We start from the raw sequence: 25,710 nt of genomic DNA, 5'->3' as shown, positions 1-25,710 counted from the left end.
CTACTTCGCCTGCTCGAGCTTCGCGGCCTTGGCCGCATCATACCACCAGTTCTCCGGGGCGCCGACGCCCTGGGCATATTTCGCCAGCTTCTCGGTATGGCCGAACTGGTCCCAATAGGCGATCGGGTGCGTGTTGCGGTACCATTGCGGCACCCAGTAGCGGCCGGCGCGGAACACGCGGTCGAAGGCGCGGCAGGCGATCGTCAGCTCATGGCGGCCGTTGGCGCCGATGATCTTCTCGATCAGCACGTCGATCGCGGGATTGGCGATGCCTGCGAGATTGTAGGAACCCTTGGTCTTCGCGGCGTGCGAGGAGAAGAACGGCCGCATGCTGTCGCCGGGCGTCGCCGAGAAGCTGAAGCGCTGCATGGTCATGTCGAAATCGAAATCTTCCACCCGGGCGCGGTACTGCACCGCGTCGACCAGGCGGAACGTTGCCTCGATGCCGAGCGTGCCGAGGTTCTTGATGTAAGGCCCATGGTGCGGCTGCAGCGAGGGCTCATCATTGAGGAATTCGATGGTGATGGGCTCGCTGTTCGGCAGCACGCGCTTGCCGTCCTTGACGACACAGCCGGCCTCGTTGAGCAGCTGCACCGCCTTGCGCAGCAGCGCGCGATCCTGGCCGGAGCCGTCGGACATCGGCGGCACGAACGGCAGGCCGAACACTTCGTCGGGCACCTGGCCGCGGAACGGCTCGAGCAGCGCCAGCTCCTCCGGCGAGGGAGGCCCGTCCGCCACCATATCCGAGTTCTGGAACGGCGAGACGGTGCGCGCATAGGCATCGTACATGATGGTCTTGTTGGTCCACTCGAAGTCGAAGGCGCAGATCAGCGCCTCGCGCACGCGTGGATCCTTGAACTTGTCGCGGCGCGTGTTGATGAACCAGCCCTGTGCGCCGGACGGCGTATCGTCGGGCAGCGTCTCGCGCTTGACGCGGCCATCCTTCACCGCGGGGAAATCGTAGCGTGTCGCCCAGACGCGCGCGGTGAACTCCTCGCGGAACAGATAACTCTTCGAGGTGAAGCCCTCGAACGCCACATCGCGGTCGCGATAGAATTCGTAACGCACGGTGTCGAAATTGTAGCTGCCGCGATTGACCGGCAGCTCGGCACCCCACCAGTCCTTGATGCGGTCGAATTCGACGTAGCGGTTGACCTCGAACCGGCCGACCTTGTACGGCCCCGAGCCGAGCGGCGCATCGAGCGTCGAGTCCTCGAAGGACCGGTTCGCGTAATAGGCCTTGGAGAAGATCGGCAGGCCCGCAACATAGAGCGGCACGTCGCGCGCGCGCCCCGCCGCGAAGGTCACCACCACGGTCGCGTCATCGGGCGCCTCGGCCTTGACGAAGTCGCGCAGCTGCACCTGGATCAGAGGGTGGCCTTTTTCCTTCAGCGTATTGAGCGAGAAGGCGACGTCCTGCGCGGTCAGCTTCGAGCCGTCATGGAAGCGCGCCTCGGGGCGCATGGTGAAGCGGTAGGTCAGCTTGTCCGGCGAGATCTGCACCGAACTCGCGGCATAGCCGTACATCGCGTCGGGCTCGTCATTGGCGCGCGACATCAGCGTCGCGAACGTCATGTCCATGCCCTGCGCGCCTTCGCCCTTGAGGACGTAGGCATTCAGCGAATTGAACGTGTAGTAGGACTGGTTGTAACCGCGCACCCACGGGATCACCGAGAACGCCCCGCCCTTCGGCGCCTTCGGATTGACGTAGTCGAAGATCTTGAAATCCGCCGGATATTTCAGGTCGCCGAACACCGACATGCCGTGCATCTCGGTTCCGTTGTCGGCCGCCGCCGGTGCAGCACGCAAGCCTGCAGCACTCAACGCACCGATGCCGAGACCGAGTGCGTGCCGACGGGAGAATAGCGCCATGCGCGAATCCTTGAGTTTTATGAACGCTTGAGCTTGGCCGCCTTGTCGGCGTCGTACCACCAAAGATTCGGGAATCCAGAAACAGCGTATTTCGGCAGCGGGTCGGGATGGCTGAAGCGATCCCAATAGACATAGCGCTGCTTGTCGTAATTGAAGTGTGGAACAAGATAGAAGTTCCAGAGCAAGACCCGGTCCAGCGCCTTGGCGGCGGCGACCTGATCGACGCGGCTGGTGGCGAAGATGATGCGTTCGATGATGGCATCGACCGCCGGATTCTTGATGCCGGGAAGATTGTTCGAGCCGGGCCGGTCGGCCGCCTGCGAGCCGAAATTGTCGCGCTGCTCGTTGCCGGGCGAGATCGACTGTCCCCAGACCTGGGTTACCATCTCGAAATCGTATTCGCGGACCCGGTTCTGATACTGCACCGTGTCCACGGCACGCAGATTGACGGTGATGCCGAGGCGCTCAAGGCTCGGCTTGTAGAACAGCGCAATCCGCTCCATACCGGAATCGCCGCTGTTGCCGAGTATCTCGACCGTGAACGGCTGACCGGACGAATCGACCAGCTTGCGGTCGCGAATCTCGAAGCCGGCTTCCTTCAACAGCCGCGTCGCCTCGCGCAGATTGGCGCGCACGTTCTCCGGCGTGCCGCCGACCGGATCCTTGTAGGGCGTCGTGAAGACTTCCGGCGGCACCTTGTCGCGCACTGTCTCTAGGATCTCGAGCTCCTTGCCTTCCGGCAGGCCGGTCGCCATCAGATCGGGGATGCCGTCGAAATAGCTTGAATCGCGATGATAGTCGCCGGTCGAAAGCACGCGGTTCATCTCTTCGAAATCGAACGCGTAGTTGAAGGCGCGGCGCAGCCTGGCATCCGCGAATTTCGGGCGCCTCAGGTTGAACACCCAGCCCTGCATCCGACCCTGGTTGCGGACGGTGAAGAGCTCCTTGAGCAACCGCTTCTCACGCACCGGCGGAACGTCGTAGGCCGACGCCCACTCCTTCGCGCTGCGCTCGCCGTACCAATCGAACTGGTCGGCCTTCAGCGCCTCGCGCGCGACCGTGTCGTCGCGGAAATATTCGTAGCGCAGCTCGTCGAAATTGTTCTGTCCGATCGCGATCGGAATGTCCTTGCCCCAGTAGTCCTTGACGCGCTCGAGCACGACCGACCGTCCGGCGACGAACTCCTTGATCCGATAGGGACCCGAGCCGATCGGCGGCTCCAGCGTGCTCGCGGTGATGTCACGCTTCTTGCCCTGCGCGTCGGTGCCTTCCCACCAATGCTTGGGCAAAATAGTGAGCTGGCCGGTAATCATCGGCAGTTCGCGGTTGCCTGCGCTGTCGAAGGTGAACTTGACGTCGCGATCGCCGATCTTCTCGGCCTTCACGATATGCCGGTAGTAGGCGCTGAACATCGGGCTGTTCGCCTTCCACGCCTCGAAGGAGAAGATCACGTCCTCCGGCGTGACCGGCTTGCCATCATGCCAGCGCGATCCGGGCCGCAAGCGGTAGATCACATAGGAGAAATCATCGGGGAAGGCTGCCGCCTCGGCGAGTTCGCCGTAATAGGTATCGGGCTCGTCGAGCGAGGCCTCCATCAGCGAGTCGTAGATGCGAGCGACAGCGGCCGAGACGGAGCCTTTCAACCCCGCAACGACGAGGTTGAAGCTGTCATAGGTGCCGGGCTGGAACAGCCGCACCACGCCGCCCTTCGGCGCGTCCGGCTTGACGTAGTCGTAGCGCTTGAAGTCGGCGGGATATTTGATTTCGCCGTAGGTCGAGAGGCCGTGCCGCCATTTCAGCCCGTTGGGGGCATCGTCGGCGAAGGCCGGCGTGATCGCCGACAGGCTGGTGGTGAGTCCGAGCGCCGGAGCCATTGCCGCCAGTGCGCTGCCTTGAAGGAGGTGTCGTCGGGTGATCGCCAAATTCGGTCTTCCTGCTTGCGGCCCCGCTTACATGGGACCCAATATAAGGCAACGGTTCGACAAATTACGTTGCTTTTTCCTCATGATATTGGCCCGGGAACAATATCGGTGCGGCGAAACGTCCCGATAACAACCCCGCGACAGCGGATTCCCCATGCGAAAACGGCCAGGCATTGCCTGGCCGTTTCATCCGCATGCTTGCGCGAAGCAAATCGTTACTTCGAGGCGGTCGGGAGCGGAGCCGGATGCTCCGAGTTCGAATTCAGATAGGCGATGATGTCGGCACGCTCGCTGTCCTTCGGCACACCGGCAAAGCCCATCGCGGTGCCCGGGATGAAGCCCTTCGGGTTGGTCAGGAACTTGTTGAGGTCGTCGAACGACCATTCGCCGCCCTTGCCCTTCATCGCGGCCGAGAAATTGAAACCGCGGCCCTCGCCCTTCTTCTCGCCGACGACGCCGAACAGGTTCGGACCGACGCGGTTGGGACCGCCCTTCTCGAAGGTGTGGCAGGCCTGGCACTTCTTGGCGGCCGCGGCGCCCTTCTCGACGGACGCGGTCTGCAGCAGCTTCTCGATCGGCTCGGATGCGGCCGCAGCGGCCTCGCCGCCACCGCCATGGGACTCTTCCTTCACCGCGATCTCAAAACCCGGCTTCTCCGGCAGCTTCGGCGCGAATTTCGCGCTGGCGGCAAAGCTCATCACCAGGACGACGATGCAGGTGCCGAGAACCGCACCGAGGATTTTGTTGAGTTCGAAGGAGTCCATTTTGGGTCAGGCTCCGGGCCTTGAATGTCGACTTCAGGCCGGGAATACGGCCGCGGGGAAAGACCTGGGAATCGGCCTTATCGCACCGCCCCAAGCAGGGTTGAGATATCGGTTTGCCCGCGCTCTGGCAACCCGTATAAACGCGCCGAATTCAACCTCCTCCCCGGCAATTTCCGCAGGCCGGACGGGCCCCGACACGAATGACCCAACCCCGTACCTTGGTGCTGATTCCGGCTCGCATGGCCGCCACCCGGCTGCCAGGAAAGCCGCTGCTCGAGATCGCCGGCGTGCCGATGATCGTCCATGTGCTGCGGCGGGCCGAGGCGGCCGGCATCGGCCGGGTTGCGGTTGCGACCGACACGGCCGAGATCGCTACGGCGGTGAAGGCTGCCGGCGGCGAGGTCGTGATGACCCGCGCCGACCACCCGTCCGGCTCGGACCGGATTTATGAAGCAATGACGACCCTCGACCCGGGCGGCCATGCCGAGATCGTGGTCAATCTGCAGGGCGATTTTCCGACCATTAGTCCCGAGACCATCCGCAGCGTGATGCCGGCGCTTGACGATCCCGCAGTCGACATCTCGACCCTGGCCTCGCGCATCCATAGCGAGGAGGAGGATCAGGCCCCGAGCGTCGTCAAAGCGGTCGGCTCGCCGATCGGGCCGAACCGGTTGCGCGCGCTGTATTTCACCCGCGCCACCGCGCCCCATGGCGACGGGCCGCGCTACCATCATATCGGTCTGTACGCCTATCGCCGGGCCGCGCTGGAGCGGTTCGTAGCGCTGCCGCCCTCACCGCTGGAGCAGCAGGAAAAGCTCGAGCAGCTGCGCGCGCTGGAGGCCGGGATGCGGATCGACATCACCATCGTCGACACCGTCCCGCGCGGCGTCGACACCCCGGCCGACCTCGAAACCGCCCGCAGAATACTTTCCAAAGCCTGACCGGCTGGTAAAAGGCCACCCATGACCAAGAAGCTGAAAATCGCGTTCCAGGGCGAGCCTGGCGCCAATTCCCATATCGCGATCGTCGAGGCCTATCCCGACGCCGAGCCGATGCCCTGCCCGACCTTCGAGGACGCGCTGGCGGCGATTTCCTCGGGCGAGGCCGATCTCGGCATGATCCCGATCGAGAATTCGGTCGCCGGCCGCGTCGCCGACATCCACCATCTCTTGCCCGCCTCGGGCCTGTTCATCGTCGGCGAATGGTTCTTGCCGATCCGCCACCAGCTGATGGCGATCAAGGGCACCAAGCTCGCCGACATCAAGAGCGTGGAGAGCCACGTCCACGCGCTCGGCCAGTGCCGCCGCGTCATCCGCAAGCTCGGCATCAAGCCGATCGTCGCCGCCGACACCGCCGGCAGCGCCCGCGACATCTCCGAGCGCGGCGACAAGAGCGTGGCGGCGATCGCCTCCCGCCTCGCCGCCGATATCTACGGCCTCGACATTCTCGCCGAGGACATCGAGGACGAGGCCCACAACACCACCCGCTTCGTGGTGCTGGCGCGCGAGGCCAAATGGGCGGCGCAGGGCTCGGGGCCGCTGGTCACGACCTTTGTCTTCCGGGTGCGCAACTTGCCCGCCGCGCTGTACAAGGCGGTGGGCGGCTTTGCCACCAACGGCGTCAACATGACCAAGCTCGAAAGCTACATGGTCGACGGCAATTTCTTCGCCACGCAATTCTATGCCGATGTCGACGGCCACCCCAACGACCGCGGGCTCGCCTTTGCGATCGAGGAATTGAAATTCTTCTCGCGCGAATTCCGCATCGTCGGTGTCTATCCCGGCCACCCGTTCCGCGCCACCTTCAGCGAGACGCAGGATTAGACCAGGCGAGCGCAGCCTCTCTACGGGGTCGTCCCGGCGAAAGCCGGGACCCATAACCACCGGATTGGGTTGTGGGAGCGATAGCGACCCCAGCGAAGTGTAACAACTTTCATTCGTGGTAATGGGTCCCGGCCTGCGCCGGGACGACAATCTTTATGCCGCCCTCTTCGCAAGCCCGAACGCCTCGGCGAGCAGGCTGTACGACTTCTTCCGCGCCGCGTGGTCGTAGACCGCTGATATCACCATCAGCTCGTCGGCCTGGGTCGCCGCGATCAGCGGCTGCAGCTTCGTCATCACGGTTGCGGGGCTGCCGACGAAGAGGCGGGCGCGGTTGCGCGCGATCGAGGCGCGCTCGGCGTCGGTGTAGGGATAGGCTTCTGCCTCCTCGACGCTAGGCAGCGGCAGATACTGGCCGCGGTCGCGGCGCAGCCGGTTGAGATCCATCGACATCGCAAGCCGCTCGGCTTCCGCGTCGGTCTCCGCCGTGACGACGGCGACTGCCAGGATCGACTGCGGCGTCGCGCGCCAGCCCGACGGCTTGAAATGTGCGCGGTAGTTCGTCATCGCCGCAATTGCGTCGTGAGTGGCAAAATGATGTGCGAACGCAAAGCCCATCCCGACCTGTGCGGCGAGCTCGGCGGAATAGTCGCTCGAGCCGAGCAGCCAGATCGGCGGCAGCGGCGAGTCGTCCGGCATCGCCACCACATTGTTGTAGGGATGGCCGGGTGGGAAATCGCGCGTCTCCCACAAGGTCAGCTCGTGCAGCCGCTCGAGGAAATCATCGCCCTCGCGGCGATCGAGCCGGCTGCGCAGCGCGTAGGCGGTGGCGCCGTCGGTGCCGGGCGCGCGGCCGAGGCCGAGATCGATGCGGCCGGGAAACAGCGCCTCCAGCATCTTGAAGCGCTCGGCGACGACCAGCGGCGCATGGTTGGGCAGCATCACGCCGCCGGAGCCGACACGGATATGCTGCGTCACCGCCGCGATCTGCCCGATCATCAGATCGGGCGCCGGACTCGCGACGGAAGCGAGGTTGTGATGTTCGGCGAGCCAATAACGTGTGTAGCCGAGACCATCGACATGGCGCGCCAGATCGATGCTGTTGCGGAGCGCAGCGGCCGGCCTGGTGCCAGTGGTGACGACGGACAGGTCGAGGACGGAGAGCGGAATCATGGCCGTCAACCTAGTGTGGCGCCACGGGGCGACAAAGGCCCCGGCCGCGCAGACCAGTCCCGCAGCGGAACGTCGGCGCCGGCAGCGGTTGATCTTGGGACGATATACGACGATTCACTGATGCACCAAGCTACCCACAATCGATCTCGACCTCCAATCACTTGCATAATCGTTATTATATTAATATATTCAATACTTTAATACTACAATCGCGAAACAGATTACCTGCCCACCGGACGTTCTTGATAGTCAATTTTTGCCGAATCTACGCCATGAATGGGCAATTTCCCATATCCGATGGGCTGTTTGATCCCACGCGTTTGGCTTATCTTAGGGTCTTCATATCCAGGCCGGACGTCTGCCCTCCAGTTGCGGAGCCTTTGCGTATCATGACCGAGACCATTTCCTCCGTGCCGAACGCACCGCGTGCGCCCAAGGCGCCGAAAATCTCCTTCGAGTTCTTCCCGCCGAAGACCGAGGAGATGGAGCGCAATCTCTGGGAGACGATCAATCGCCTGGCGCCGCTGACGCCGAACTTCGTCTCGGTCACCTACGGCGCCGGCGGCTCGACCCGCGAGCGCACCCATTCGACCATCACTCGCATCCTGCGCGAGACCGATCTGCTGCCGGCCGCGCATCTGACCTGCGTCAGCGCCTCGCGCGGCGAGATCGACGACATCGTCGACCGCTATCATGAGGTCGGCGTCCGTCACATCGTCGCGCTGCGCGGCGATCCGCCCGGCGGCATCGGCACGCCCTACTTCACCCATCCGGACGGCTACCAGAGCTCGGCCGAGCTCGTCGCCGGGATCAAGCGGCGCCACGCCGACATCGAGATCTCGGTGTCCGCCTATCCGGAGAAGCATCCGGAAGCGAAGGACTTCGACGCCGACATCGACACGTTGAAGGCCAAGGTCGACGCCGGCGCGACGCGCGCGATCACCCAAGTGTTCTTCGACAACGACCTCTACCACCGCTACGTCGACCGGGTGCGCGCGCGCGGCATCGAGATTCCGATCGTGCCGGGTATCATGCCGATGCACAATTTCAAGCAGGCCCGCAATTTCGTGACGCGCGCCGGCACCAGCGTGCCGGACTGGCTCGCCGAGAAGTTCGAGGGCCTCGACAACGACGCCGAGACCCGCAAGCTGGTCGCCGCCACCGTCGCCGCCGGCCAGGTGCAGAAGCTGTTCAAGCACGGCGTCGATACCTTCCACTTCTACACCATGAACCGCGCGGACCTCGTGTTCGCGATCAGCCACCTGCTCGGCATCCGGCCGAACGGTGCCCAGAAAGCTGCCTGACACATGTCCGTTCCCGTTTCCCCCAAGCGTAACGCTTTGCTCGCGGCTGCCCGCGAGCGCATCCTGGTGCTCGACGGCGCCATGGGCACGATGATCCAGGGCCTGCAATTCGACGAAGCCGCCTTCCGCGGCGCGCGCTTTGCGGACTTCCACCGCGACATCAAGGGCAACAACGATCTCTTGATCCTGACCCAGCCCGATGCGATCACGGACATCCACGCCGCATATCTGCGCGCCGGCGCCGACATCGTCGCGACCAACACCTTCTCCTCGACCTCGATCGCGCAGGCCGACTACGACATGTCGGATCTCGCCTATGAGCTGAACTTGCAGGGTGCTCGTCTGGCGCGCACCGCCGCCGAGCGGGTGAGCGCCGAGGACGGCAAGCCGCGCTTTGTCGCCGGCGCACTCGGCCCGACCAACCGCACCGCCTCGATCTCGCCCGACGTCTCCAATCCCGGCTATCGCGCGGTCACCTTCGACGATCTGCGCAAGGCCTATGGCGAGCAGGCCAAGGGTCTGCTCGACGGCGGCGCCGACCTGCTGCTGGTCGAGACCATCTTCGACACGCTGAACGCCAAGGCGGCGCTGTACGCGATCTCCGAGATCATCGAGGAGCGCGGCATCGACGTGCCCGTGATGATTTCCGGCACCATCACCGACAAGTCCGGCCGCCTGCTCTCCGGCCAGTTGCCGGAGGCGTTCTGGCATTCGGTGCGGCACGCCAGGCCGATCACGATCGGCTTCAACTGCGCACTCGGCGCCGAGGATCTGCGCGCGCACATCGCCGATATCGGCCGCGTAGCCGACACGCTCGTGTGTGCATACCCGAATGCCGGCCTGCCCAACGAATTCGGCCAGTATGACGAGACGCCGGACTACATGGCACGGCTGATCGGCGAGTTCGCCGCCGCCGGCCTCGTCAACATCGTCGGCGGCTGCTGCGGCACCACGCCCGACCATATCGCGGCGATCGCCAAGGCCGTCGCCCCGCACAAGCCGCGCGTGGTGCCCGAGATCGCACCGCGGCTCAGGCTGTCCGGCCTCGAGCCGTTCACGCTGACCGACGCCATCCCGTTCGTGAATGTCGGCGAGCGCACCAACGTCACCGGCTCGGCGCGCTTCCGCAAGCTGATCACCGCCGGCGACTACACCGCAGCACTTCAGGTCGCGCGCGACCAGGTCGAGAACGGCGCTCAGGTCATCGACGTCAACATGGACGAGGGCCTGCTCGATTCCGAAGCGGCGATGGTGACGTTCCTCAACCTCGTCGCCGCCGAGCCCGACATCGCGCGCGTGCCCGTGATGGTCGACTCGTCGAAGTTCCACGTCATCGAGGCCGGCCTGAAATGCATCCAGGGCAAGCCGATCGTGAACTCGATCTCGATGAAGGAAGGCGAGGAGAAATTCCTGCACGAAGCGACGGTCGCCAAGCGTCACGGCGCCGCTGTCGTGGTGATGGCGTTCGACGAGACCGGCCAGGCCGACACGTTCGCGCGCAAGACCGAAATCTGCAAGCGCGCCTACGATATCCTGGTTGGCAGGCTCGACTTCCCGCCCGAGGACATCATCTTCGATCCGAACATTTTTGCGATCGCGACCGGGCTCGAGGAGCACAACAATTACGGCGTCGACTTCATCGAGGCGACGCGCTGGATCCGGGCGAACCTGCCGGGCGCCCACATCTCGGGTGGCGTCTCCAACCTGTCGTTCTCGTTCCGCGGCAACGAGCCGGTGCGCGAGGCGATGCACTCGGTATTCCTGTATCACGCGATCCATGCCGGCATGGACATGGGCATCGTCAATGCCGGGCAGATGATCGTCTATGACGACATCGACCCCGAGCTGCGCCAGACCTGCGAGGACGTCATCCTCAACCGCGATCCCGGCGCCTCCGAGCGACTCTTGGCGCTGGCCGAGAAGTTCCGCGGCAAGGAGAAGCAGACCAAGGAGCAAGATCTCGCCTGGCGCGAATGGCCGGTCGAGAAGCGGCTGTCGCACGCGTTGGTGCACGGCATCACCGAGTTCATCGAACAGGACACCGAGGCAGCCCGCCAGAACGCGTCCCGTCCGCTCGACGTCATCGAGGGCCCGCTGATGGCCGGCATGAACGTGGTCGGCGACCTGTTCGGCGACGGCAAGATGTTCCTGCCGCAGGTCGTGAAGTCGGCCCGCGTGATGAAGCAGGCGGTCGCCTATCTGATGCCGTTCATGGAGGAGGAGAAGGCCCGCAACCTCGCCAACGGCATCACCGGCGGCCGCAACGCCGCGGGCAAGATCGTGCTCGCGACAGTGAAGGGCGACGTCCACGACATCGGCAAGAACATCGTCGGCATCGTGCTCCAGTGCAACAATTACGAGGTCATCGACCTCGGCGTCATGGTGCCCGCCAACAAGATCATCGAGACCGCGAAGGCCGAGGGCGCCGACATCATCGGCCTGTCCGGCCTGATCACGCCCTCGCTCGACGAGATGAGCTTCCTCGCCGGCGAGCTGCAACGGCAGGGCATGAGCCTGCCGCTCCTGATCGGCGGCGCCACCACGAGCCGCGTGCACACCGCCGTCAAGATCGACCCGAACTATCCGGGCGGCCCGGTCGTGCATGTCAACGATGCGAGCCGCGCCGTCGGCGTCGCCTCCTCGCTGCTGTCGGCCGAGAGGAAACAGGCCTACGCCGCCGAGGTGCGGGCCGAATACGCAAAAATCTCGACGGCGCATTTCCGCGCCCAGGCCGACAAGAAGCGGCTGAAGCTGGGCGACGCCCGCGCCAACAAGGTCGCGATCGACTTCGCGGCGGCGCCGCCGAAGAAGCCGGCTTTCTTCGGCCTGAAGAGCTTCGACGCCTACGATCTCGCCGAGCTCGCCGACTACATCGACTGGACGCCGTTCTTCCAGACCTGGGAGCTGACCGGCCGCTACCCGGCGATCCTCGACGACCCCAAGGTCGGCGAAGTCGCCCGCTCGCTCTATGCCGACGCGCGCAAGATGCTCGACACGATCATCAAGGAGAAGTGGTTCACCGCCCGCGCCACCGTTGGCTTCTGGCCGGCCAACGCAGTCGGCGACGACATCGAGGTGTATGCCGACGAGAGCCGCGCCGGGAAGATCGCGACCTTCCATACGCTGCGCCAGCAGCTCGAGAAGCGCGAGGGCCGCTTCAACGCCGCGCTGTCCGATTTCATCGCGCCGAAGGAAACCGGCATCGCCGACTATATCGGCGGCTTCGTCGTCACCGCGGGGATCGGCGAAGATGCGGTCGCCGATCGCTTCAAGAACGCCAATGACGACTACTCCTCGATCCTGTGCAAGGCGTTGGCCGATCGCCTGGCGGAAGCCTTCGCCGAGCGCATGCACCAGCGCGTGCGCAAGGAGTTCTGGGCCTATGCGCCCGACGAGGCCTGGTCGGCGGACGAACTGATCCTCGAGAAATATGACGGCATCCGCCCCGCGCCCGGCTATCCGGCGCAGCCCGACCACACCGAGAAGCAGACGCTGTTCGCGCTGCTCGACGCCGAGGCAACGGCCGGCGTGAAGCTGACCGAAAGCTTTGCGATGTGGCCGGGCTCGTCGGTCTCGGGCCTGTACTTCTCGCATCCCGAAAGCTTCTATTTCGGCGTCGGCAAGATCGAGCGCGACCAGGTCGAGGACTATGCCGCGCGCAAGGCCATGACGGTCGCCGAGATCGAACGCTGGCTGGCGCCGGTGCTGAACTACATCCCCGCGCAGGACGGCGCCAAGGGACCGGCGATCGCGCCCGCCGCGACGCCCGCCAACGACGCGGAGCTGGCCTCGCATCCGCAGGGCTGCACCTGCGCCGTGCACCTCGCCTGGCGCAAGAAGAAGGTGGGCGCGGGATAGCTCCGCTCGTCTCTTCACCTCGCCCCGCTTTTGCGGGGAGAGGTCGAAGCCGAAGGCTTCGGGTGAGGAGTGCCCCCGCAATGACAGTCGCCTTTGTTGTCCGGTGAGGATTTCCGAGTCGGAGAGGGCTATAGTGCGGGACAACCGTGCCTTGCCCCTCACCCGGCGCTGCGCGCCGACCTCTCCCCGCCAAAAGGCGGGGCGAGGTGAACATCGGATCCCCCCCATGCAATTCTTCTCCTTCTGGCGATCGCTGGCGAGCTTTCGGGTGCGGATTGCGCTCAACCTCAAGGGCGTGGCCGCCGATGTCGTCTTCGTCGATCTCGATGCGGACGCGCATCGCGCCGACGCTTATCGCAAGATCAATCCGCAGATGGCGCTGCCGGCGCTGGTGACCGACGACGGTACGGTGCTGTTCCAGTCGCTGGCGATCATCGACTGGATCGACGAGACTTTTCCGACGCCGCCGCTGCTGCCGGCGGATGCGCTCGGCCGCGCCCGGGTGCGCGGGCTGGCGCTGATCGTCGCCTGCGAGGGCCATCCGCTGCTGACGCCGCGGGTGCGCCGCTATCTCGACCGCGAGCTCGATCTGCGCGACAGCCAGCAGAACGCGTGGCGGCGGCACTGGACGATCGAGACGCTGGCGGCGCTCGAGGGCCATCTCGCCGGCCACAAGGCAACCGGCCGGTTCTGCCATGGCGATGCGCCGACCCTTGCCGACATCTGCCTGGTCGGCCACGTCACGGCGGCGATCAACCAGCAGATCAGCCTGTCGCCCTGGCCGACCGTGAAGCGCATCCACGAGACCGCCATGGCGCTGCCGGCGTTCGCCAAGGCGCATCCATCCGCGCAGCCGGATACACCGGAAGCGATGCGGGCGAAGTAGCTTGCGGACGCGTTGCAAAGGACACGCAGAGGCACAAACCTGTGCGCGGTTCTCTCTCGACCGTCGTCCCGGCGAAGGCCGGGACCCATACGCCGCAGCGGATGTTGCGGATGGGACTGGTCGTTCCAGCATCGCATAACCATTTGCAGCGGTGGTTATGGGTCCCGGCCTTCGCCGGCACGACACTGAGTGTGTTGCACGGGCTGTCAGTCATACTTGCGCATTCTCACTTGCGCATTCTCATTCCCCGGTGCGCAATTGCGCGCCGGGGAATGACGACGGAGAGAGATGACGCTACGCCGCCCTAACCGCTCGGCGGCGCCAGCGGCTGCACGATCTCCTGGAACGGCGGCAGCGCCTCGCAACGCGCGGCGTGGGCCTTGAGCGCCGGATAGCGCGCATCGAACAGATGCGGATGCGCCTCGCCGGTGAAGCGCAGCGCGCAGGCCACCGCGACGTCGGCATGACCGATGCGATCACCCAGCCAATAGGGCGACGGCACCGCCGCGCGCTCCTGCTCCAGCACCGCGAGCACGCCCGCGATCTGCGCCTCGCAACGCTCGACCCAGAGTTTCAACTGCTCCTTGCGCAGCACTCGCTCATAGACAAGGCTCACCGCCTTGTCGGCGAGCCCGGTCGCCAACGCCGTGATGCGCAGGTGCTTGCGCCGCTCCGGCCCCGAGCGCGCGATCATCGCCTTGTCCGGCCCGACCAACTCGTCGAGATAATCCAGGATCGCACCGCTCTCGATCAGCGTCTCACCGTCGTCGAGCACCAGCGTCGGCACCCGCCGCACCGGGTTGTAGGCCGCAACCTTCTCCGCATCGCCGAAGGTCGACCACGGCTTGTGCTCAAACGGCAATCCATAAAGCCGCAGCGCGATCGCGGTGCGGCGGACAAAGGGCGAGTCATATTGGCCGATCAAAAACATCTATCATCTCGTCGGTCATGCCGCGGCAGGCCGTGCCTCGAAAGCAGGCTTTCGAAGTGTAGCGGCCCAAGCCGGGTCAGAGGTTGCGCTTTGCACCATCCTAGATGAGATGTACCGCGTTGCAATATGGCAAGTCATTCCGGCGAAGCATTGCCTGCTATTGATTCTGCCGAGGCCACAGGCGGGACGCGACAGAACCGGCGCTACTCCTCAACCATGTTGGTGAGCTCACCTGACTCCATCAATAGCGCCACGGCCTGCTCCATATTCGCCCTTGTGATGGATTGAACTATCACCAGGTTCGGCTCGAAGAACACCCTGCCACGCTCAAGCTCGTCATTGATGGCTTGCGCGAGTCGTGCGGGGTCATAGAAATTCAGAAGGTATCGCTTTCCTGAAGCGTTGATCCACGCTTGCGAGAACCAACCCTTCGCCTCGACTTCCCATTCGTAATCTGCAAAGTCCGCTGGCAATTCCAACGCGAAGTCGGACATATATTCGCCTCTCTATCCAATCACCGGCACATGCCGCGCCGCATCGCGCGGCAGTTTGCCGTCGAGCCTCGGATCATCCGCCACCTCGATCTGCCGCAGGAACGGACGGAAGCCGGAGCGCTGGTAGAACGCGACGGCCGAGGGATGATCGAAGGTGCAGGTGTGCACCCAGACGCGGCTGACGTCGCGCGACCAGGCGATCTCGAGCGCGCGGTTCATCAGGAAGCGCGCGGCGCCGGTGCCGATGAATCTTGCGGTGACGCCGAAATAGAGCAGCTGGCATTCGCCGGGCACGCTGAAATCGAGTTCAAGCAGGCCCTCATCCTGGCCGTCGACGCCCAGCCCGTAGAGCTCGTTGCCGGGGGCGTGGATCCTCGAGGCGAGATCGGAATCATCGAGCGCGGTGCGGGTGAACCACAGCCACTCCTCGCCGACCCGGCGATAGAGATCGCGATACCAATCGAGCGCGGGCGGCTCGACCTTGCGCAGGCGCCACGCGCCGGGCGGATCGTCGCGCAGCGGCGGGCGCACAGTCATTTCCAGATGTGTGACGACAGCGGCGATCTTGCCGTGGGGGATGTCGGAATAGCCGTCGGGCAGCAGCATTAAGCGACCTTTGTTTCCATATTGCCGTCGGGAAATATCGGCATGTCACTGCGCAGATGCAATGCAACGCCGCGCAACAATGTTACCGATTTGTCAGTGGGGATTTGCGCGAATCAGGCGCTCGATGTCGAGAGGCCACCGGAGCACCGACCGTGTCGCGCCATCACACGCTGCCGCCGATCATCACTACGCCGCCACCCCCGAAGCCGAAGCCCACGCGGCGCCGGCGTGGCGTCGGTTACGCGCAGGGTGCGCGTGTGGCTGACGAGGCCGCAGACATCGAGCATGGTGCACCAGTGCGCAGCACGCCGGTTGTTCCGCAGCATGCGCGCCCGGTCGAGACCGTCGAGCGGCGCGCGCCGTCGCCGAACGGCAAGCTCAGCGACGACACGCTGCGCGCGATGCTTGCGGTGCAGGAGAAGCTTGAGAGGTAGGGTGCGCCGGCGCTTGCCACCCACTCACTGTCGTCCCTGCGGAAGCAGGGACCCATAACCACAGGGTTGCGTTGTCGAAGGGCGCTGTGGCCCCGGCACCGCAAAGCATCGGCATTCGTGGTTATGGGTCCCGGCCTTCGCCGGGACGACGGTGGAGTTTGTGGCGCAGCCAGTGAGACGTACTCGCCCCTCACCTCGGCGTCAGCGTGATCGCTTCTGCGGTAGCGGCTTCCACAGCGCCGCGGCTGTAGAGCAGCGGCACATACTGGCCCGTCGCCCACAGCGGCGCGAGGTCGCGGTAGTGGCCGCTGAAGGGATCGCCGGATTGGCCCGGCGTATTGATCGCGCGGCTCGCATCCCAATTGCCGACATCGAGCACCATGCGGAATGAAGCGCCGGAGATCAGATGATAGTCGGAGCGGCGATAGGTGGCGGCGCGCGGCACGTTGGCGGCGCCGCCAAAGGCGAGCGGGCCGACCTGCATCTGCGCCGCGGTCGCCTTGTCGGCGAGCGGCATCAGCGCGTGATTGAACTGCGCGACATGCAGCCGGCCCCAGCGCCAGGTCGACGCATCGGGACCGAGTTTGTCGGCAACATCGGCGACGGCCTCGCCGAGGCTGTCGCACAGCACGCGGTCGCGCTCGGCTGAGGGATCGCTGCCGAGCGCCGCGTCCGGCTTTTCGAGATAGCCGACAATCGCGGAGATGCTGGAGGCTTCCGGCGCGATCAGCTCGGCCGCCTTCGGCGCGGTGGTCTTGAGCAGCACCGGGCCGAGATGGTTTGCGATCCACACCTCATAGACCGCGGCGGCCGCGCTGTCGGCCGCGTCGCGCGCATCCCACGCCTTGAGCAGATCGAGGCCCTTCTTGACGTTCGCGTCATCCGACGTGAGCGGCTTCAGCAGCGCGACCAGGCGCCGCGCGAGCATGCCGGTGTCGTCGTTCTGCAGCGCCATCGCGTCCGCCAGCGTCACCTTGCTGTTGGCCTGCAGCACCTCGGTGATGCGCTGCCAGCGCGCGCTGTCGGCCCATTCGAATCCGACCCTGCGCTCACCCACCGGATAATCCGCCGGCAGGTTCATCTGGTTGGCGGTGGCGATGAAGCCCTGCTTCGGCTGATAGAGCTTCGGCAATTCGTCGAGCGACAGAAAGCCCTGCCACTCATAGCGGCCGTCGCCGGGCACCGGCATCAGGCCGTCGAAACTGGCGCGGCGCGGCGTCTTGCCGGCGGCGACCCAGCCGATATTGCCGCTGATATCCGCATAAACTTGGTTCTCCGACGGCGCGCCCCAGCGCCGCATCGCACCGAGGAAGCCGTTCCAGCTTTTCGCGGTCATGTAGTCCGACGAGCCGAAATAGGCCGAGGTGCCCGGCTCGAACCAGATCGAGCGCACGGCGAACGCATGCTTCTTGTCGGCGTCGACGAAGATCACCGGGCCGTGGCGGGTGAACTTCAGCTCGAGGTCGCGGTCGGCCTCGCCCTTCACCGCTTCCTTCTCGTGCACGATCCGCATGTCCTCCCAGCCGGTGCCGTAGCGGTACTGGTTCGGATTGTCGGGATTGAGCTCGTAGACGTAGAGGTCTTCCTGGTCGACGTTGAAGATGGTCAGCCCGAACGCGATGGTGTCGTTGTGGCCGATCGAGATGCCCGGCAGCGCCGGCTCGCCGGCGCCGATCACGGAGATGCCGGGTGCGTTGAGGCCGACGATGTAACGCAGCGACGGCACCGAGTGCTCGCGATGCGGATCGTTGGCGAGGATCGGACGTCCGGTCGCGGTGCGCGATGCCGCGATCACCCAGTTGTTGGAGCCGATGGTGTCGCGCTGCTGGTCGGCCTCGGCGAGGAACGTGTCGGGGTCGTGCGCCAGCGCCGCCTTCTGGTCCTTCGGCGCGGCGAACTTCACCGGCCGCGTGGCAAGATCGTAGGCGGCGAGCACCGCCTTCGGCACGCTGCAGGGATCGAGGCCATCGGGGATCCTGGTGGTCCAGGTCGGCTCCAGCTTGACGCGGAAGCGATCGGCATCGAGGCCGGCAGCGCAGGCGACACGCGAGCGCTTCACCTCGGAGGCGACGTTACGCGTGAGACCATGGCTGCGGACGCGCACGACATCCTCCGCCGACCACAAATCCGGCATCGTGCCTGCGATCCTGAACTCGATCGGCAGCGCACGCTTGCCCGCCTGAACGTCGGCGACATAGGCGTTGACGCCGGCGACGAACGCCTCCGCATAGGATTTTGCCTTCGGACCATAGGCCGTCCATTCCGCATTCATGTCGCCGCGATAGAGGAACAGACGCAGCGCCTTGTCCTGCTCGGCATAAGCGGGGCCAAAGTCCTTCGCCAAGAGACCGAGCCCGCGCTTGCGCCAGAGATCGATCTGCCAGAGCCGGTCGCGCGCGGCGTTGAAGCCTTGCAGGAAGAACAGGTCGTGCTCATTGCCGGCATAGATGTGCGGAATGCCCCAGACATCGACCAGGATCTGGCCCGGCGCCTTCAGCCCCGCGACGTCGGTCTTGACCTGGCGCGCTGCGACGAGCGGGCTCGGTTTCTCGCGCGCGGTGGCGGGAGCGGTGAGTATTGCGGCACAGAGCGCGGCGGCGAGTAGCTTGGCGACGCGGTTGAGATCCGTGTTCATGTTGTTCTCCGATGGTTGTTATTGATTGTTGTGCGCACTTGACGAGATTGAATTGAGCGGCAGCCGCAGCGGCGCTGCGCCCCCTCCCGCTTGCGGGTCGCGACGAGCAAAGCTCGCGCTGAGAGGGCTGGGGTGGGGGTTTCGCCGCTTGCGACACTCTTGGTGAGGAGAGAGCCCCCACCCGTAGCGCATCTGACGATGCGCTACGACCTCCCCCGCAAGCGGGAGAGGTGCAGCGAGCTTGCCGCAGCATCAGATCATTACTACTCCCCCTCGTCGCTCGCCAGCACGCCCTTCACGGCGCGGGCCCAGCCGGCGAGCTTGCGCTCGCGCGTCGCCTGGCTCATCGCCGGCCTGAAGCGGTGCTCGAGCCGCCAATTGTCGGCGAATTTCGCGGGCTCCGGATAGACGCCGGCATCGAGGCCGGCGAGATAGGCGGCCCCTAACGCCGTGGTCTCCTGGATCATCGGGCGATCGACCGGGGCGTTGAGCAGATCGGCGAGCCGCTGCATGGTCCAGTCCGAGGCGGTCATGCCGCCGTCGACGCGCAGCACGGTGTTGGCGGCATTGGCCTCCGGCCAGTCGGTGCGCATCGCGGCCCACAGATCGAAGGTCTGGTAGCAGACACTCTCCAAGGTCGCATGCGCGAGCTCGGCCGGACCGGTGTTGCGGGTCAGCCCGAACAGCGCACCGCGCACGCGCGGATTCCAGTACGGCGCGCCCATTCCGACGAAGGCGGGCACGAGGTAGACGCTCTGCATGCTGTCGGATTTGTCGGCAAGCGGCCCGGTCTCGGCGGCGTGCTTGATGATGCCGAGGCCGTCGCGCAGCCACTGCACCGCGCTGCCGGCGACGAAGATCGAACCTTCGAGCGCGTAGGTGCGCTGGCCGCCGAGCTGGTACGCGATGGTGGTGAGCAGCTTGTTCTTCGAGGCCACCGGCGTGGTGCCGGTGTTGAGCAGCGCGAAGCAGCCGGTGCCGTAGGTCGACTTCATCATGCCGGGCTCGGAAGCAGGCCTGACCGATGGTCGCGGCCTGCTGGTCGCCGGCGATACCGGAAATCGCGATCGGGCCGCCAAATAAGTCCGCCGTGCTCTCGCCGAACCGGGCGGAGGAATCTTTCACCTCGGGCAGCATCGAGCGCGGCACGCGCAGCAGCTTGATGAGGTCGTCGTCCCAGGCGCCGGTGTGGATGTTGAACAGCAGCGTGCGCGAGGCATTGGTGGCGTCAGTGGCGTGGACTCTCCCGCCGGTGAGCCGCCACAACAGATAGCTGTCGACGGTGCCGAACAGCAGTTCGTCGCGCTCGGCGCGCTCGCGCGCACCCGGCACGTGATCGAGGATCCAGGCCACTTTGGTGCCCGAGAAATAGGGATCGATAATGAGACCGGTCTTGGCCGAGATCGCCGGCTCATGGCCCTCGGCCTTGAGCCTGGCGCAGATGTCGGCGGTGCGGCGGTCCTGCCAGACGATGGCGCGGTGCACGGCCTGTCCGGTGGCGCGATCCCACACCACGGTGGTCTCGCGCTGGTTGGTGATGCCGATCGCGGCGATGTCCTTCGCCTTCAGGCCGGCCTTCTCCAGCGCCTCGCGGCACACCATCACGGTCGAGGTCCAGATGTCCTCCGGCTCGTGCTCGACCCAGCCGGAGGCAGGGAAATGCTGCGGAAACTCCTGCTGCGCGACGGCGGCGATGGAGATGTCGCCGCGAAACACCATGGCGCGCGACGATGTGGTGCCCTGATCGATGGCCAGCACGAAAGACATGAGCGTTTCCCTTAAAGAGCTTCATCCCGAGAGGGATTGGTGCAGGCGCAAAGGGAGCGGATTACCGCGGCGAGGTCAAGATTGGTGGTGAGTGTGGCATAGCGAAGGTATTGGTCCCGTCATCCTGAGGAGGCCGCAGCGCGGCCGTCTCGAAGGATCGACGGCCACCAGCCGGGCCGTGCATCCTTCGAGGCTCGCAAGAGCTCGCACCTCAGGATGACGGTGAACGAGACAGGCGCAGCGAGAGAGGCCAGCCGATCACATCGGCCGGTAGGTCCTGACGTCGGCGGGGACGTTGACGCCGATCTTGATCGCGCCGACCGAGCGGATGATGTCGTCGCCGAGTAGCTGGGCGAAGCAGGCATAGCCCCAGTCGTTCATGTGCAGGCCGTCGGCAGTGACGAAATCGGTGATCGGGATCGCCTGTTTCTCGTGCCAGTCGCGCATCACCTCGAAGCGCGGGAAGATGCCGACATGGCGCAGCGCGGCGATGCGGCCGAGCAGCTTCACCATGCCGCGCGCGCTTTCGGGACGCTCGGTGACGCGCGGCGAATATTGCGGATCGACCAGCACGACGTCGGCGCCGGACGCCTGAAGGCGCGCCACGCCGTCCTCGACCTGCTTGGCGGTCTCGGCAGGATCGAGGTTGCGCAGCACCGCGTTGGTGCCGACCTGCCAGATCACCATGTCGGGATGTACGTCGATCACTTCGGTTTGCAGCCGCGCCATCATCTCGGGCGCGTCCTCGCCGCCCTTGCCGCGATTGAGCACGGTGATGTCGGCGGACGGATACTGCCGGCGCAACTGTCCGGCGAGCCGGTTGGGATAGGTGAATTCCGGCGCCGACGAACCATAGCCCTGGGTCGAGGACGAGCCGAACGCGATGATGACGACCGGCTTGCCGGCGGCGAGCTTGGCCGCGACATGCGGCAGCGAGCCGGTGCTGTTCGGCACGCCCTTGGGCTGCTGACAGGGCACGCGGTGGAAGATGTCGCTGGCGGATTTCGCGGCCTGCTTCACCCTGTCGAACGCCTTCGCGGCGACGCCGGGTTGCGGCTGCTGAGCGGCGGTCGCTTCGATCGCGGCGGGCCTGCTCGGCTCTGTCTTCGTGGCTTCAGCCTTGGTACCGGATGAGATCGCTGCATGCTGGTCGGCCTGTCCGGTCTGCGCGCGCGACGGCGCGACCGCGAGCAGTGCCAGCGCCGCAGCGGCGCACAGACTCCGCCCTGCGGAAGCGCGAAAAGGGAAGGCAAAACGCATTTACTCTGCTTCCTCTAATTCTGCTGCACCGGGCCCAGATGGGCCGCATCGATCACGAATTTCGCCAGTGCGCGGCCGAGACAGGCATGAACCTTCTTGGCCAGATCGACACCATGCGAGGTGCTGAACAGGTCAAAATATCCGGCGTCGCTCCACTGCTTCATAATCGCGAACCGGTCGAACAGCGGAACGTCGTGCTGCTGCGCCACCACCTTCATGTTGTCGAGATATGGCGGCGCAGAGATCATCGTCTCCGTACGCGGGCTGTATTGCAGATTGACCAGCACCACGTCGGTCCCGGCGTCCCGCAACGCAACAACGCCTTCGTTGATGGCGGTACGGAAATCGTCGGGATCGACTGCTCGCATAGCATCGACCGTTCCGGTCTGCCAGATAACCAAAGTAGGCTTTTTTGCTTCAACAAGCTTAACAAGAGTTCCCGCGGTCTCCTCGGCGGTGCTCTTTCCCTGTAATTCTACGGATAGATCGATCGTCGACGACGGCAACGCCTCCTTCAGCGCCGCCTGCAGCGTGGCCGGATAGGCGCTCGCCTCGTTGCCCTGGATGGTCGAGGAGCGGCTGCCGACCACCAGCACGTTGAGCGGCCGGTTGGACTTGATGGCGTCGGTGACCTTGGGCAGCGAGCTCTCGCTCGTAAGCAGATAGGCGGGCACGTCGCAGGGCGGCGGCGGTGCCGGCTCCGCCGTGTCGCCGGCGCGCGCGGGCACCGCCGCCAAACCGGCCGTCAGGCAGGCTGCGAGCAGCGTCAGGCCCAGCATCGTCCGCGCGGACTTCATGCTCCCCCTCCCGCCAGATCGGCGTTGCCGGCGGCGCCTTTTTTCGAGGCGCCTTTGTCGGCGGAGTGTTTGTACCACGAAATGATCCACGCCATGCCGCACATGATGAGGATGCCGCAGACGCTGATCAAGGCGTGCAGTGCGGCACCGCCAGATACTTCGGCAAGCACGAAGTGACCGGCAAAGGCGAGGAAGACCCCGAGGCAGAATATCTCAAGCGAATGCTGGCCACACAGGATCAAAGGTCGCAGCCAGGGCGATTTCAGGCCCGGCCAGTCCTTGGGCAGGAAGCGCACGGTGAGCGCAGCGAGCGCCAGGAAGTGTGCGAACCGCAACACGTCCAGGTCGGTCTTGTTGATCGGATACATCCATTGCTCGATCACCTTCGGCATGATGTGGCCGAGCTGCGGCACGTACCAGGTCAGCGTCACGAAGAACGCCGCGACCAGATAGACGATGCAGATCCACATCGTGATGTTCGACGACAGGATGCGCGACATCCGCCGGGCGCCGCCGAGCGCGCACCAGGCGCCGAACACGAACAGCAATTGCCAGGCGAACGGATTGAACGCCCAGAAGCCGTTCGGGTAGGCCGAGAGATAGAGGTCGAACTGCCAGGTCAGCGCGTAGAGCAAGACCGAGAGGCCGAGCGTGACGTCGGGCTTCCATTTCATCAGCCACAGGATCAGCGGCAGGAACAGCATCAAGACGATATAGAGCGGCAGCACGTCCATGTTGACGGGACGGAAGCGCAGCAGCAGCGCCTGGACGATGGTGACGTCGGGCTGCTTGAGGAAGTCCATGATCCCCATTTCCTCGCTGTAGAGCGGGTTCTCGAACGAGGTCGCGACATAGGAGATCTCGGCGAGGAAGATCGTGAACAGGAAGACGTGCGCGACATAGATCTGCCAGACCCGGCGCAGGATGCGCGCGGTCGCGATCACGAAGCCGCCCTCCAGCATGGCGCGGCCGTAGACAAAGGCCGCGGTGTAGCCGGAGATGAAGATGAAGATCTCGGTGGCGTCGGAGAAGCCGTAATTGCGGATCGTCAGCCAGGTCAGAAGATTGGTCGGCAGATGATCGATGAAGATCAGCCACAGCGCGAGCCCGCGGAACAGATCGAGGCGGAGCTCGCGCTCGCCGGTCGCCGGCAGAGTGATCGCGGGCGCAGCAACCTTCGCCTCGGCCTCAGCCTTTACTTCGGCCTTGGCGTCAGCCACCGGCGAACCGGCTATGGGGTCGGCAATCGAGCTCATCAAACACCGTGTCGGCTGCGGATGCCCCGCACGCCGTGCTGAAAAGATAATATCGGTCCGCGAGTTGCCGACAAAGCACGGAGTGCGGCGGCATGCGGCCGCGCTTTAGAGCGGAACTATGTTGAAACCGCGATGAACGGACCGCCCCTGGGCCGCCTTTTCACGGCCTGGCAGGCGATTGGTTCCGGCGGCTCAATTGGCTATGATGGCGCCCTGTTCGAGCATGATCCGGTCGAAAACGGACCATACGCCAGGACCATCGGATTGAGCCGCATGTACCGCGCCGTTACCCGCCAGATCGAAGTCACCGTCGAGCCGAACTTCATGCCCGAGCGCTCGTCGGTCGACCGGCGCGAATATTTCTGGTCGTACAAGATCGTGATCGTCAATTCGGGCCCGGAAACGGTGCAGCTGCGGACGCGGCACTGGATCATCACCGACGCCACCGGCCGCCGCCAGGAGGTGCGCGGTGAGGGCGTGGTCGGCGAGCAGCCGGTGCTCGCGCCCGGCGAGCGCTTCGAATACACCTCAGGCGTGCCGCTGCCGACCGCCTCCGGCTTCATGACCGGCAGCTATCAGATGGTCACCGAAGCTGGCGAGCGCTTCGACATCGACGTGCCGACATTCTCGCTGGACAGCCCGAGCCCGGGCGGCAAAAGGGTGTTGAACTGACGCCTGCATAGCCCGGATGGAGCGAAGCGCAATCCGGGGCAGGTGCATACGCGATTGGAGCGGCCCCGGATTGCGCGGAGCCTGTCATCGGGCGCGCGTTCGCGCGACCCGTTGGCTTCATCCGGCCTACGATGACGAACGCGCCTGCTCCACGCCGGCTTCCTGCGGCGTGAACTCATACACCGACGAGCAGAACTCGCAGGTCACGACGACCTTGCCGTCCTTCACCATCTCGGCGCGGTCGTTCGGCGCGAAGCTCTTCAGCATCGACGACACCGCATCGCGCGAGCAGGAGCACTGCGCGCGCAGCGTTTGCGGGTTGAAGACGCGAACGCCGCGTTCGTGGAACAGGCGATAGAGCAGCCGCTCGCCGGACAGATCGGGATCGATCAGCTCGACGGCCTCGACGGTCGAGATCAGCGACTGTCCCTCGACCCACGCATCGTCGTCCGGCACGCTATGCGTAGCCGTGCCTTCCGGCGCATCGCCGGGATGCAGATCGGCCTGCTTGGCCCGCTCGGGCGCCTTGGGCAGGAATTGCAGCAGGATGCCGCCGGCGCGCCAGTGCAGCTTGCCGCCCTCGCCACCGCGCATCTCCTCGCCGACCGCAAGCCGCACACGCGTCGGAATCTGCTCCGAGCGCAGGAAATATTCATGGGCTGCCTCTTCCAGGCCGCCGCCGTCGAGCGCGACCAATCCCTGGTAGCGGCTGGTGTTCGAGCCCTGATCGATGGTCATCGCAAGGTGGCCTTTGCCGAGCAGCTCGCCCGAGCTCTGGCCGTTCTTGAGGCGCGATGCGTCGTAGCGCGCATAGGCGCGCAGCCGGTCGGGCGCCTGGAAATCGACGATCAGGAGCGACACCGGACCGTCGGTCCGGGTCTGCAGAATGAAGCGGCCCTCGAACTTGACCGACGAGCCGAGCAGCGTGGTCAGCACGATCGCCTCGCCAAGCAGCTTGCCGACCGCGGGCGGATAATCGTGCTTGTGCAAGATCTCGTCGAGCGCGGGGCCAAGCCGGGTCAGCCGGCCGCGCAGGTCCAGCGCGCCGACCTCGAAGGCCAGCACGGCATCGTCGACAGGAACCGCTGAGGGCGCGCGAACCGGCGCCTCGGGCGTGATTTTGATGTCGGGGGATTGTGAAACCATGGCGCTCTATCTGGGGTCTCGGACCGCAAAACGAAAGGGGTTCACCGGAACGGATCTATCCGTCGTCCCTGCGAAAGCAGGGACCCATAACCACCAATGTGAGTTGCTGCATC

Annotated in this window: 19 protein-coding genes and 1 pseudogene; 7 read left to right on the top strand and 13 right to left on the bottom strand. The window is 65.1% G+C overall.

Going from position 1 to position 25,710, the window contains the following annotated elements; genetic code table 11:
- The 3 genes from ACVWYP_RS09555 to ACVWYP_RS09545 all read right to left on the bottom strand — a co-directional run bounded on the left by ACVWYP_RS09555 (position 1) and on the right by ACVWYP_RS09545 (position 4,558).
- On the bottom strand, positions 1 to 1,872 hold the full coding sequence (locus ACVWYP_RS09555; RefSeq protein WP_304498459.1) for an extracellular solute-binding protein: 1,872 nt from the start codon (positions 1,870 to 1,872) through the stop codon (positions 1 to 3).
- A gap of 17 nt (positions 1,873 to 1,889) precedes the next feature.
- Positions 1,890 to 3,746: an extracellular solute-binding protein gene (locus ACVWYP_RS09550; RefSeq protein ID WP_304498458.1), complete on the bottom strand. Its 1,857-nt coding sequence runs from the start codon at positions 3,744 to 3,746 to the stop codon at positions 1,890 to 1,892.
- Between the two features lie 263 nt (positions 3,747 to 4,009).
- Positions 4,010 to 4,558: a c-type cytochrome gene (locus ACVWYP_RS09545; protein WP_028342300.1), complete on the bottom strand. Its 549-nt coding sequence runs from the start codon at positions 4,556 to 4,558 to the stop codon at positions 4,010 to 4,012.
- A gap of 200 nt (positions 4,559 to 4,758) precedes the next feature.
- Here ACVWYP_RS09545 and ACVWYP_RS09540 point away from each other — a divergent pair, with 200 nt between their 5' ends.
- Entirely contained in the window at positions 4,759 to 5,499 is a 741-nt protein-coding gene (locus ACVWYP_RS09540; protein WP_304498457.1) for a 3-deoxy-manno-octulosonate cytidylyltransferase, read from the top strand.
- Between the two features lie 21 nt (positions 5,500 to 5,520).
- Positions 5,521 to 6,381, top strand: coding sequence for a prephenate dehydratase (locus tag ACVWYP_RS09535; RefSeq protein WP_028342302.1), 861 nt, complete (start codon positions 5,521 to 5,523; stop codon positions 6,379 to 6,381).
- 153 nt (positions 6,382 to 6,534) lie between these two features.
- Here the strand turns inward: ACVWYP_RS09535 and ACVWYP_RS09530 are convergent, their stop codons facing one another.
- Entirely contained in the window at positions 6,535 to 7,551 is a 1,017-nt protein-coding gene (locus ACVWYP_RS09530) for an LLM class flavin-dependent oxidoreductase (protein ID WP_028342303.1), read from the bottom strand.
- Between the two features lie 389 nt (positions 7,552 to 7,940).
- On the opposite strand from ACVWYP_RS09530, the gene metF reads away from it, so the two are divergent.
- The 3 genes from metF to maiA all read left to right on the top strand — a co-directional run bounded on the left by metF (position 7,941) and on the right by maiA (position 13,599).
- Positions 7,941 to 8,855, top strand: coding sequence for a methylenetetrahydrofolate reductase [NAD(P)H] (gene metF / locus ACVWYP_RS09525; RefSeq protein WP_016840922.1), 915 nt, complete (start codon positions 7,941 to 7,943; stop codon positions 8,853 to 8,855).
- Between the two features lie 3 nt (positions 8,856 to 8,858).
- Complete coding sequence (metH, locus tag ACVWYP_RS09520; protein ID WP_304498456.1) at positions 8,859 to 12,713, top strand: methionine synthase; 3,855 nt, start codon at positions 8,859 to 8,861, stop codon at positions 12,711 to 12,713.
- A gap of 226 nt (positions 12,714 to 12,939) precedes the next feature.
- Positions 12,940 to 13,599 carry a maleylacetoacetate isomerase gene (gene maiA, locus ACVWYP_RS09515; RefSeq protein WP_304498455.1) on the top strand — a complete coding sequence of 220 codons (660 nt, stop codon included), beginning with the start codon at positions 12,940 to 12,942 and terminating at the stop codon, positions 13,597 to 13,599.
- Positions 13,600 to 13,903: 304 nt separating this feature from the next.
- On the opposite strand, the gene ACVWYP_RS09510 is transcribed toward maiA, so the two are convergent.
- The 3 genes from ACVWYP_RS09510 to ACVWYP_RS09500 form a co-directional block, all read right to left on the bottom strand.
- On the bottom strand, positions 13,904 to 14,530 hold the full coding sequence (locus ACVWYP_RS09510) for a glutathione S-transferase family protein (RefSeq protein ID WP_304498454.1): 627 nt from the start codon (positions 14,528 to 14,530) through the stop codon (positions 13,904 to 13,906).
- 203 nt (positions 14,531 to 14,733) lie between these two features.
- Positions 14,734 to 15,024, bottom strand: a complete 291-nt coding sequence (locus ACVWYP_RS09505) for a hypothetical protein (protein WP_028342307.1) — start codon at positions 15,022 to 15,024, stop codon at positions 14,734 to 14,736.
- Between the two features lie 12 nt (positions 15,025 to 15,036).
- Entirely contained in the window at positions 15,037 to 15,630 is a 594-nt protein-coding gene (locus tag ACVWYP_RS09500; RefSeq protein ID WP_456684100.1) for a GNAT family N-acetyltransferase, read from the bottom strand.
- Positions 15,631 to 15,782: 152 nt separating this feature from the next.
- Here ACVWYP_RS09500 and ACVWYP_RS09495 point away from each other — a divergent pair, with 152 nt between their 5' ends.
- Complete coding sequence (locus ACVWYP_RS09495; RefSeq protein ID WP_304498452.1) at positions 15,783 to 16,064, top strand: hypothetical protein; 282 nt, start codon at positions 15,783 to 15,785, stop codon at positions 16,062 to 16,064.
- A gap of 190 nt (positions 16,065 to 16,254) precedes the next feature.
- On the opposite strand, the gene ACVWYP_RS09490 is transcribed toward ACVWYP_RS09495, so the two are convergent.
- From ACVWYP_RS09490 to ACVWYP_RS09470, 5 genes and pseudogenes are all read right to left on the bottom strand, one after another.
- Positions 16,255 to 18,699, bottom strand: coding sequence for a penicillin acylase family protein (locus ACVWYP_RS09490; protein WP_304498451.1), 2,445 nt, complete (start codon positions 18,697 to 18,699; stop codon positions 16,255 to 16,257).
- Between the two features lie 263 nt (positions 18,700 to 18,962).
- Positions 18,963 to 20,466, bottom strand: a pseudogene (gene glpK / locus ACVWYP_RS09485) (glycerol kinase GlpK).
- 258 nt (positions 20,467 to 20,724) lie between these two features.
- Positions 20,725 to 21,726, bottom strand: a complete 1,002-nt coding sequence (locus ACVWYP_RS09480; RefSeq protein WP_304498449.1) for an SGNH/GDSL hydrolase family protein — start codon at positions 21,724 to 21,726, stop codon at positions 20,725 to 20,727.
- 14 nt (positions 21,727 to 21,740) lie between these two features.
- Positions 21,741 to 22,523: an SGNH/GDSL hydrolase family protein gene (locus tag ACVWYP_RS09475; RefSeq protein ID WP_439711142.1), complete on the bottom strand. Its 783-nt coding sequence runs from the start codon at positions 22,521 to 22,523 to the stop codon at positions 21,741 to 21,743.
- The gene (locus tag ACVWYP_RS09470) at positions 22,520 to 23,779 is read right to left on the bottom strand and encodes an OpgC domain-containing protein (RefSeq protein ID WP_304498447.1); all 1,260 of its coding nucleotides are present in this window, start codon (positions 23,777 to 23,779) and stop codon (positions 22,520 to 22,522) included. The genes ACVWYP_RS09475 and ACVWYP_RS09470 overlap by 4 nt, the downstream gene beginning before the upstream one ends.
- Positions 23,780 to 24,052: 273 nt before the next feature.
- Between ACVWYP_RS09470 and apaG the strand changes: the two genes are divergently transcribed.
- Positions 24,053 to 24,451, top strand: coding sequence for a Co2+/Mg2+ efflux protein ApaG (gene apaG, locus ACVWYP_RS09465; RefSeq protein WP_028333747.1), 399 nt, complete (start codon positions 24,053 to 24,055; stop codon positions 24,449 to 24,451).
- 126 nt (positions 24,452 to 24,577) lie between these two features.
- Here the strand turns inward: apaG and ACVWYP_RS09460 are convergent, their stop codons facing one another.
- Positions 24,578 to 25,597 (bottom strand): Hsp33 family molecular chaperone, encoded by a 1,020-nt coding sequence (locus ACVWYP_RS09460; protein WP_304498446.1) that lies wholly within the window; start codon positions 25,595 to 25,597, stop codon positions 24,578 to 24,580.
- Positions 25,598 to 25,710: the final 113 nt, after the last annotated feature.

Source organism: Bradyrhizobium sp. USDA 3262, from assembly GCF_054060035.1.
The sequence above is the reverse complement of the archived record's forward strand: the minus strand, read 5'-3'. Positions and strand labels throughout refer to the sequence as shown.

Excerpts from the sequence above, each read along its gene's own strand:
- ACVWYP_RS09475 (WP_439711142.1), bottom strand. The coding sequence starts at position 22,523 with ATGAAGTCCGCGCGGACGATGCTGGGCCTGACGCTGCTCGCAGCCTGC.
- ACVWYP_RS09490 (WP_304498451.1), bottom strand. The coding sequence starts at position 18,699 with ATGAACACGGATCTCAACCGCGTCGCCAAGCTACTCGCCGCCGCGCTC.
- ACVWYP_RS09470 (WP_304498447.1), bottom strand. The coding sequence starts at position 23,779 with ATGAGCTCGATTGCCGACCCCATAGCCGGTTCGCCGGTGGCTGACGCC.
- ACVWYP_RS09510 (WP_304498454.1), bottom strand. The coding sequence starts at position 14,530 with ATGTTTTTGATCGGCCAATATGACTCGCCCTTTGTCCGCCGCACCGCG.
- metH (WP_304498456.1), top strand. The coding sequence starts at position 8,859 with ATGTCCGTTCCCGTTTCCCCCAAGCGTAACGCTTTGCTCGCGGCTGCC.
- ACVWYP_RS09500 (WP_456684100.1), bottom strand. The coding sequence starts at position 15,630 with ATGCTGCTGCCCGACGGCTATTCCGACATCCCCCACGGCAAGATCGCC.
- maiA (WP_304498455.1), top strand. The coding sequence starts at position 12,940 with ATGCAATTCTTCTCCTTCTGGCGATCGCTGGCGAGCTTTCGGGTGCGG.
- ACVWYP_RS09480 (WP_304498449.1), bottom strand. The coding sequence starts at position 21,726 with ATGCGTTTTGCCTTCCCTTTTCGCGCTTCCGCAGGGCGGAGTCTGTGC.
- ACVWYP_RS09540 (WP_304498457.1), top strand. The coding sequence starts at position 4,759 with ATGACCCAACCCCGTACCTTGGTGCTGATTCCGGCTCGCATGGCCGCC.
- ACVWYP_RS09555 (WP_304498459.1), bottom strand. The coding sequence starts at position 1,872 with ATGGCGCTATTCTCCCGTCGGCACGCACTCGGTCTCGGCATCGGTGCG.
- apaG (WP_028333747.1), top strand. The coding sequence starts at position 24,053 with ATGTACCGCGCCGTTACCCGCCAGATCGAAGTCACCGTCGAGCCGAAC.
- metF (WP_016840922.1), top strand. The coding sequence starts at position 7,941 with ATGACCGAGACCATTTCCTCCGTGCCGAACGCACCGCGTGCGCCCAAG.
- ACVWYP_RS09545 (WP_028342300.1), bottom strand. The coding sequence starts at position 4,558 with ATGGACTCCTTCGAACTCAACAAAATCCTCGGTGCGGTTCTCGGCACC.
- ACVWYP_RS09550 (WP_304498458.1), bottom strand. The coding sequence starts at position 3,746 with ATGGCTCCGGCGCTCGGACTCACCACCAGCCTGTCGGCGATCACGCCG.
- ACVWYP_RS09530 (WP_028342303.1), bottom strand. The coding sequence starts at position 7,551 with ATGATTCCGCTCTCCGTCCTCGACCTGTCCGTCGTCACCACTGGCACC.
- ACVWYP_RS09505 (WP_028342307.1), bottom strand. The coding sequence starts at position 15,024 with ATGTCCGACTTCGCGTTGGAATTGCCAGCGGACTTTGCAGATTACGAA.
- ACVWYP_RS09535 (WP_028342302.1), top strand. The coding sequence starts at position 5,521 with ATGACCAAGAAGCTGAAAATCGCGTTCCAGGGCGAGCCTGGCGCCAAT.
- ACVWYP_RS09460 (WP_304498446.1), bottom strand. The coding sequence starts at position 25,597 with ATGGTTTCACAATCCCCCGACATCAAAATCACGCCCGAGGCGCCGGTT.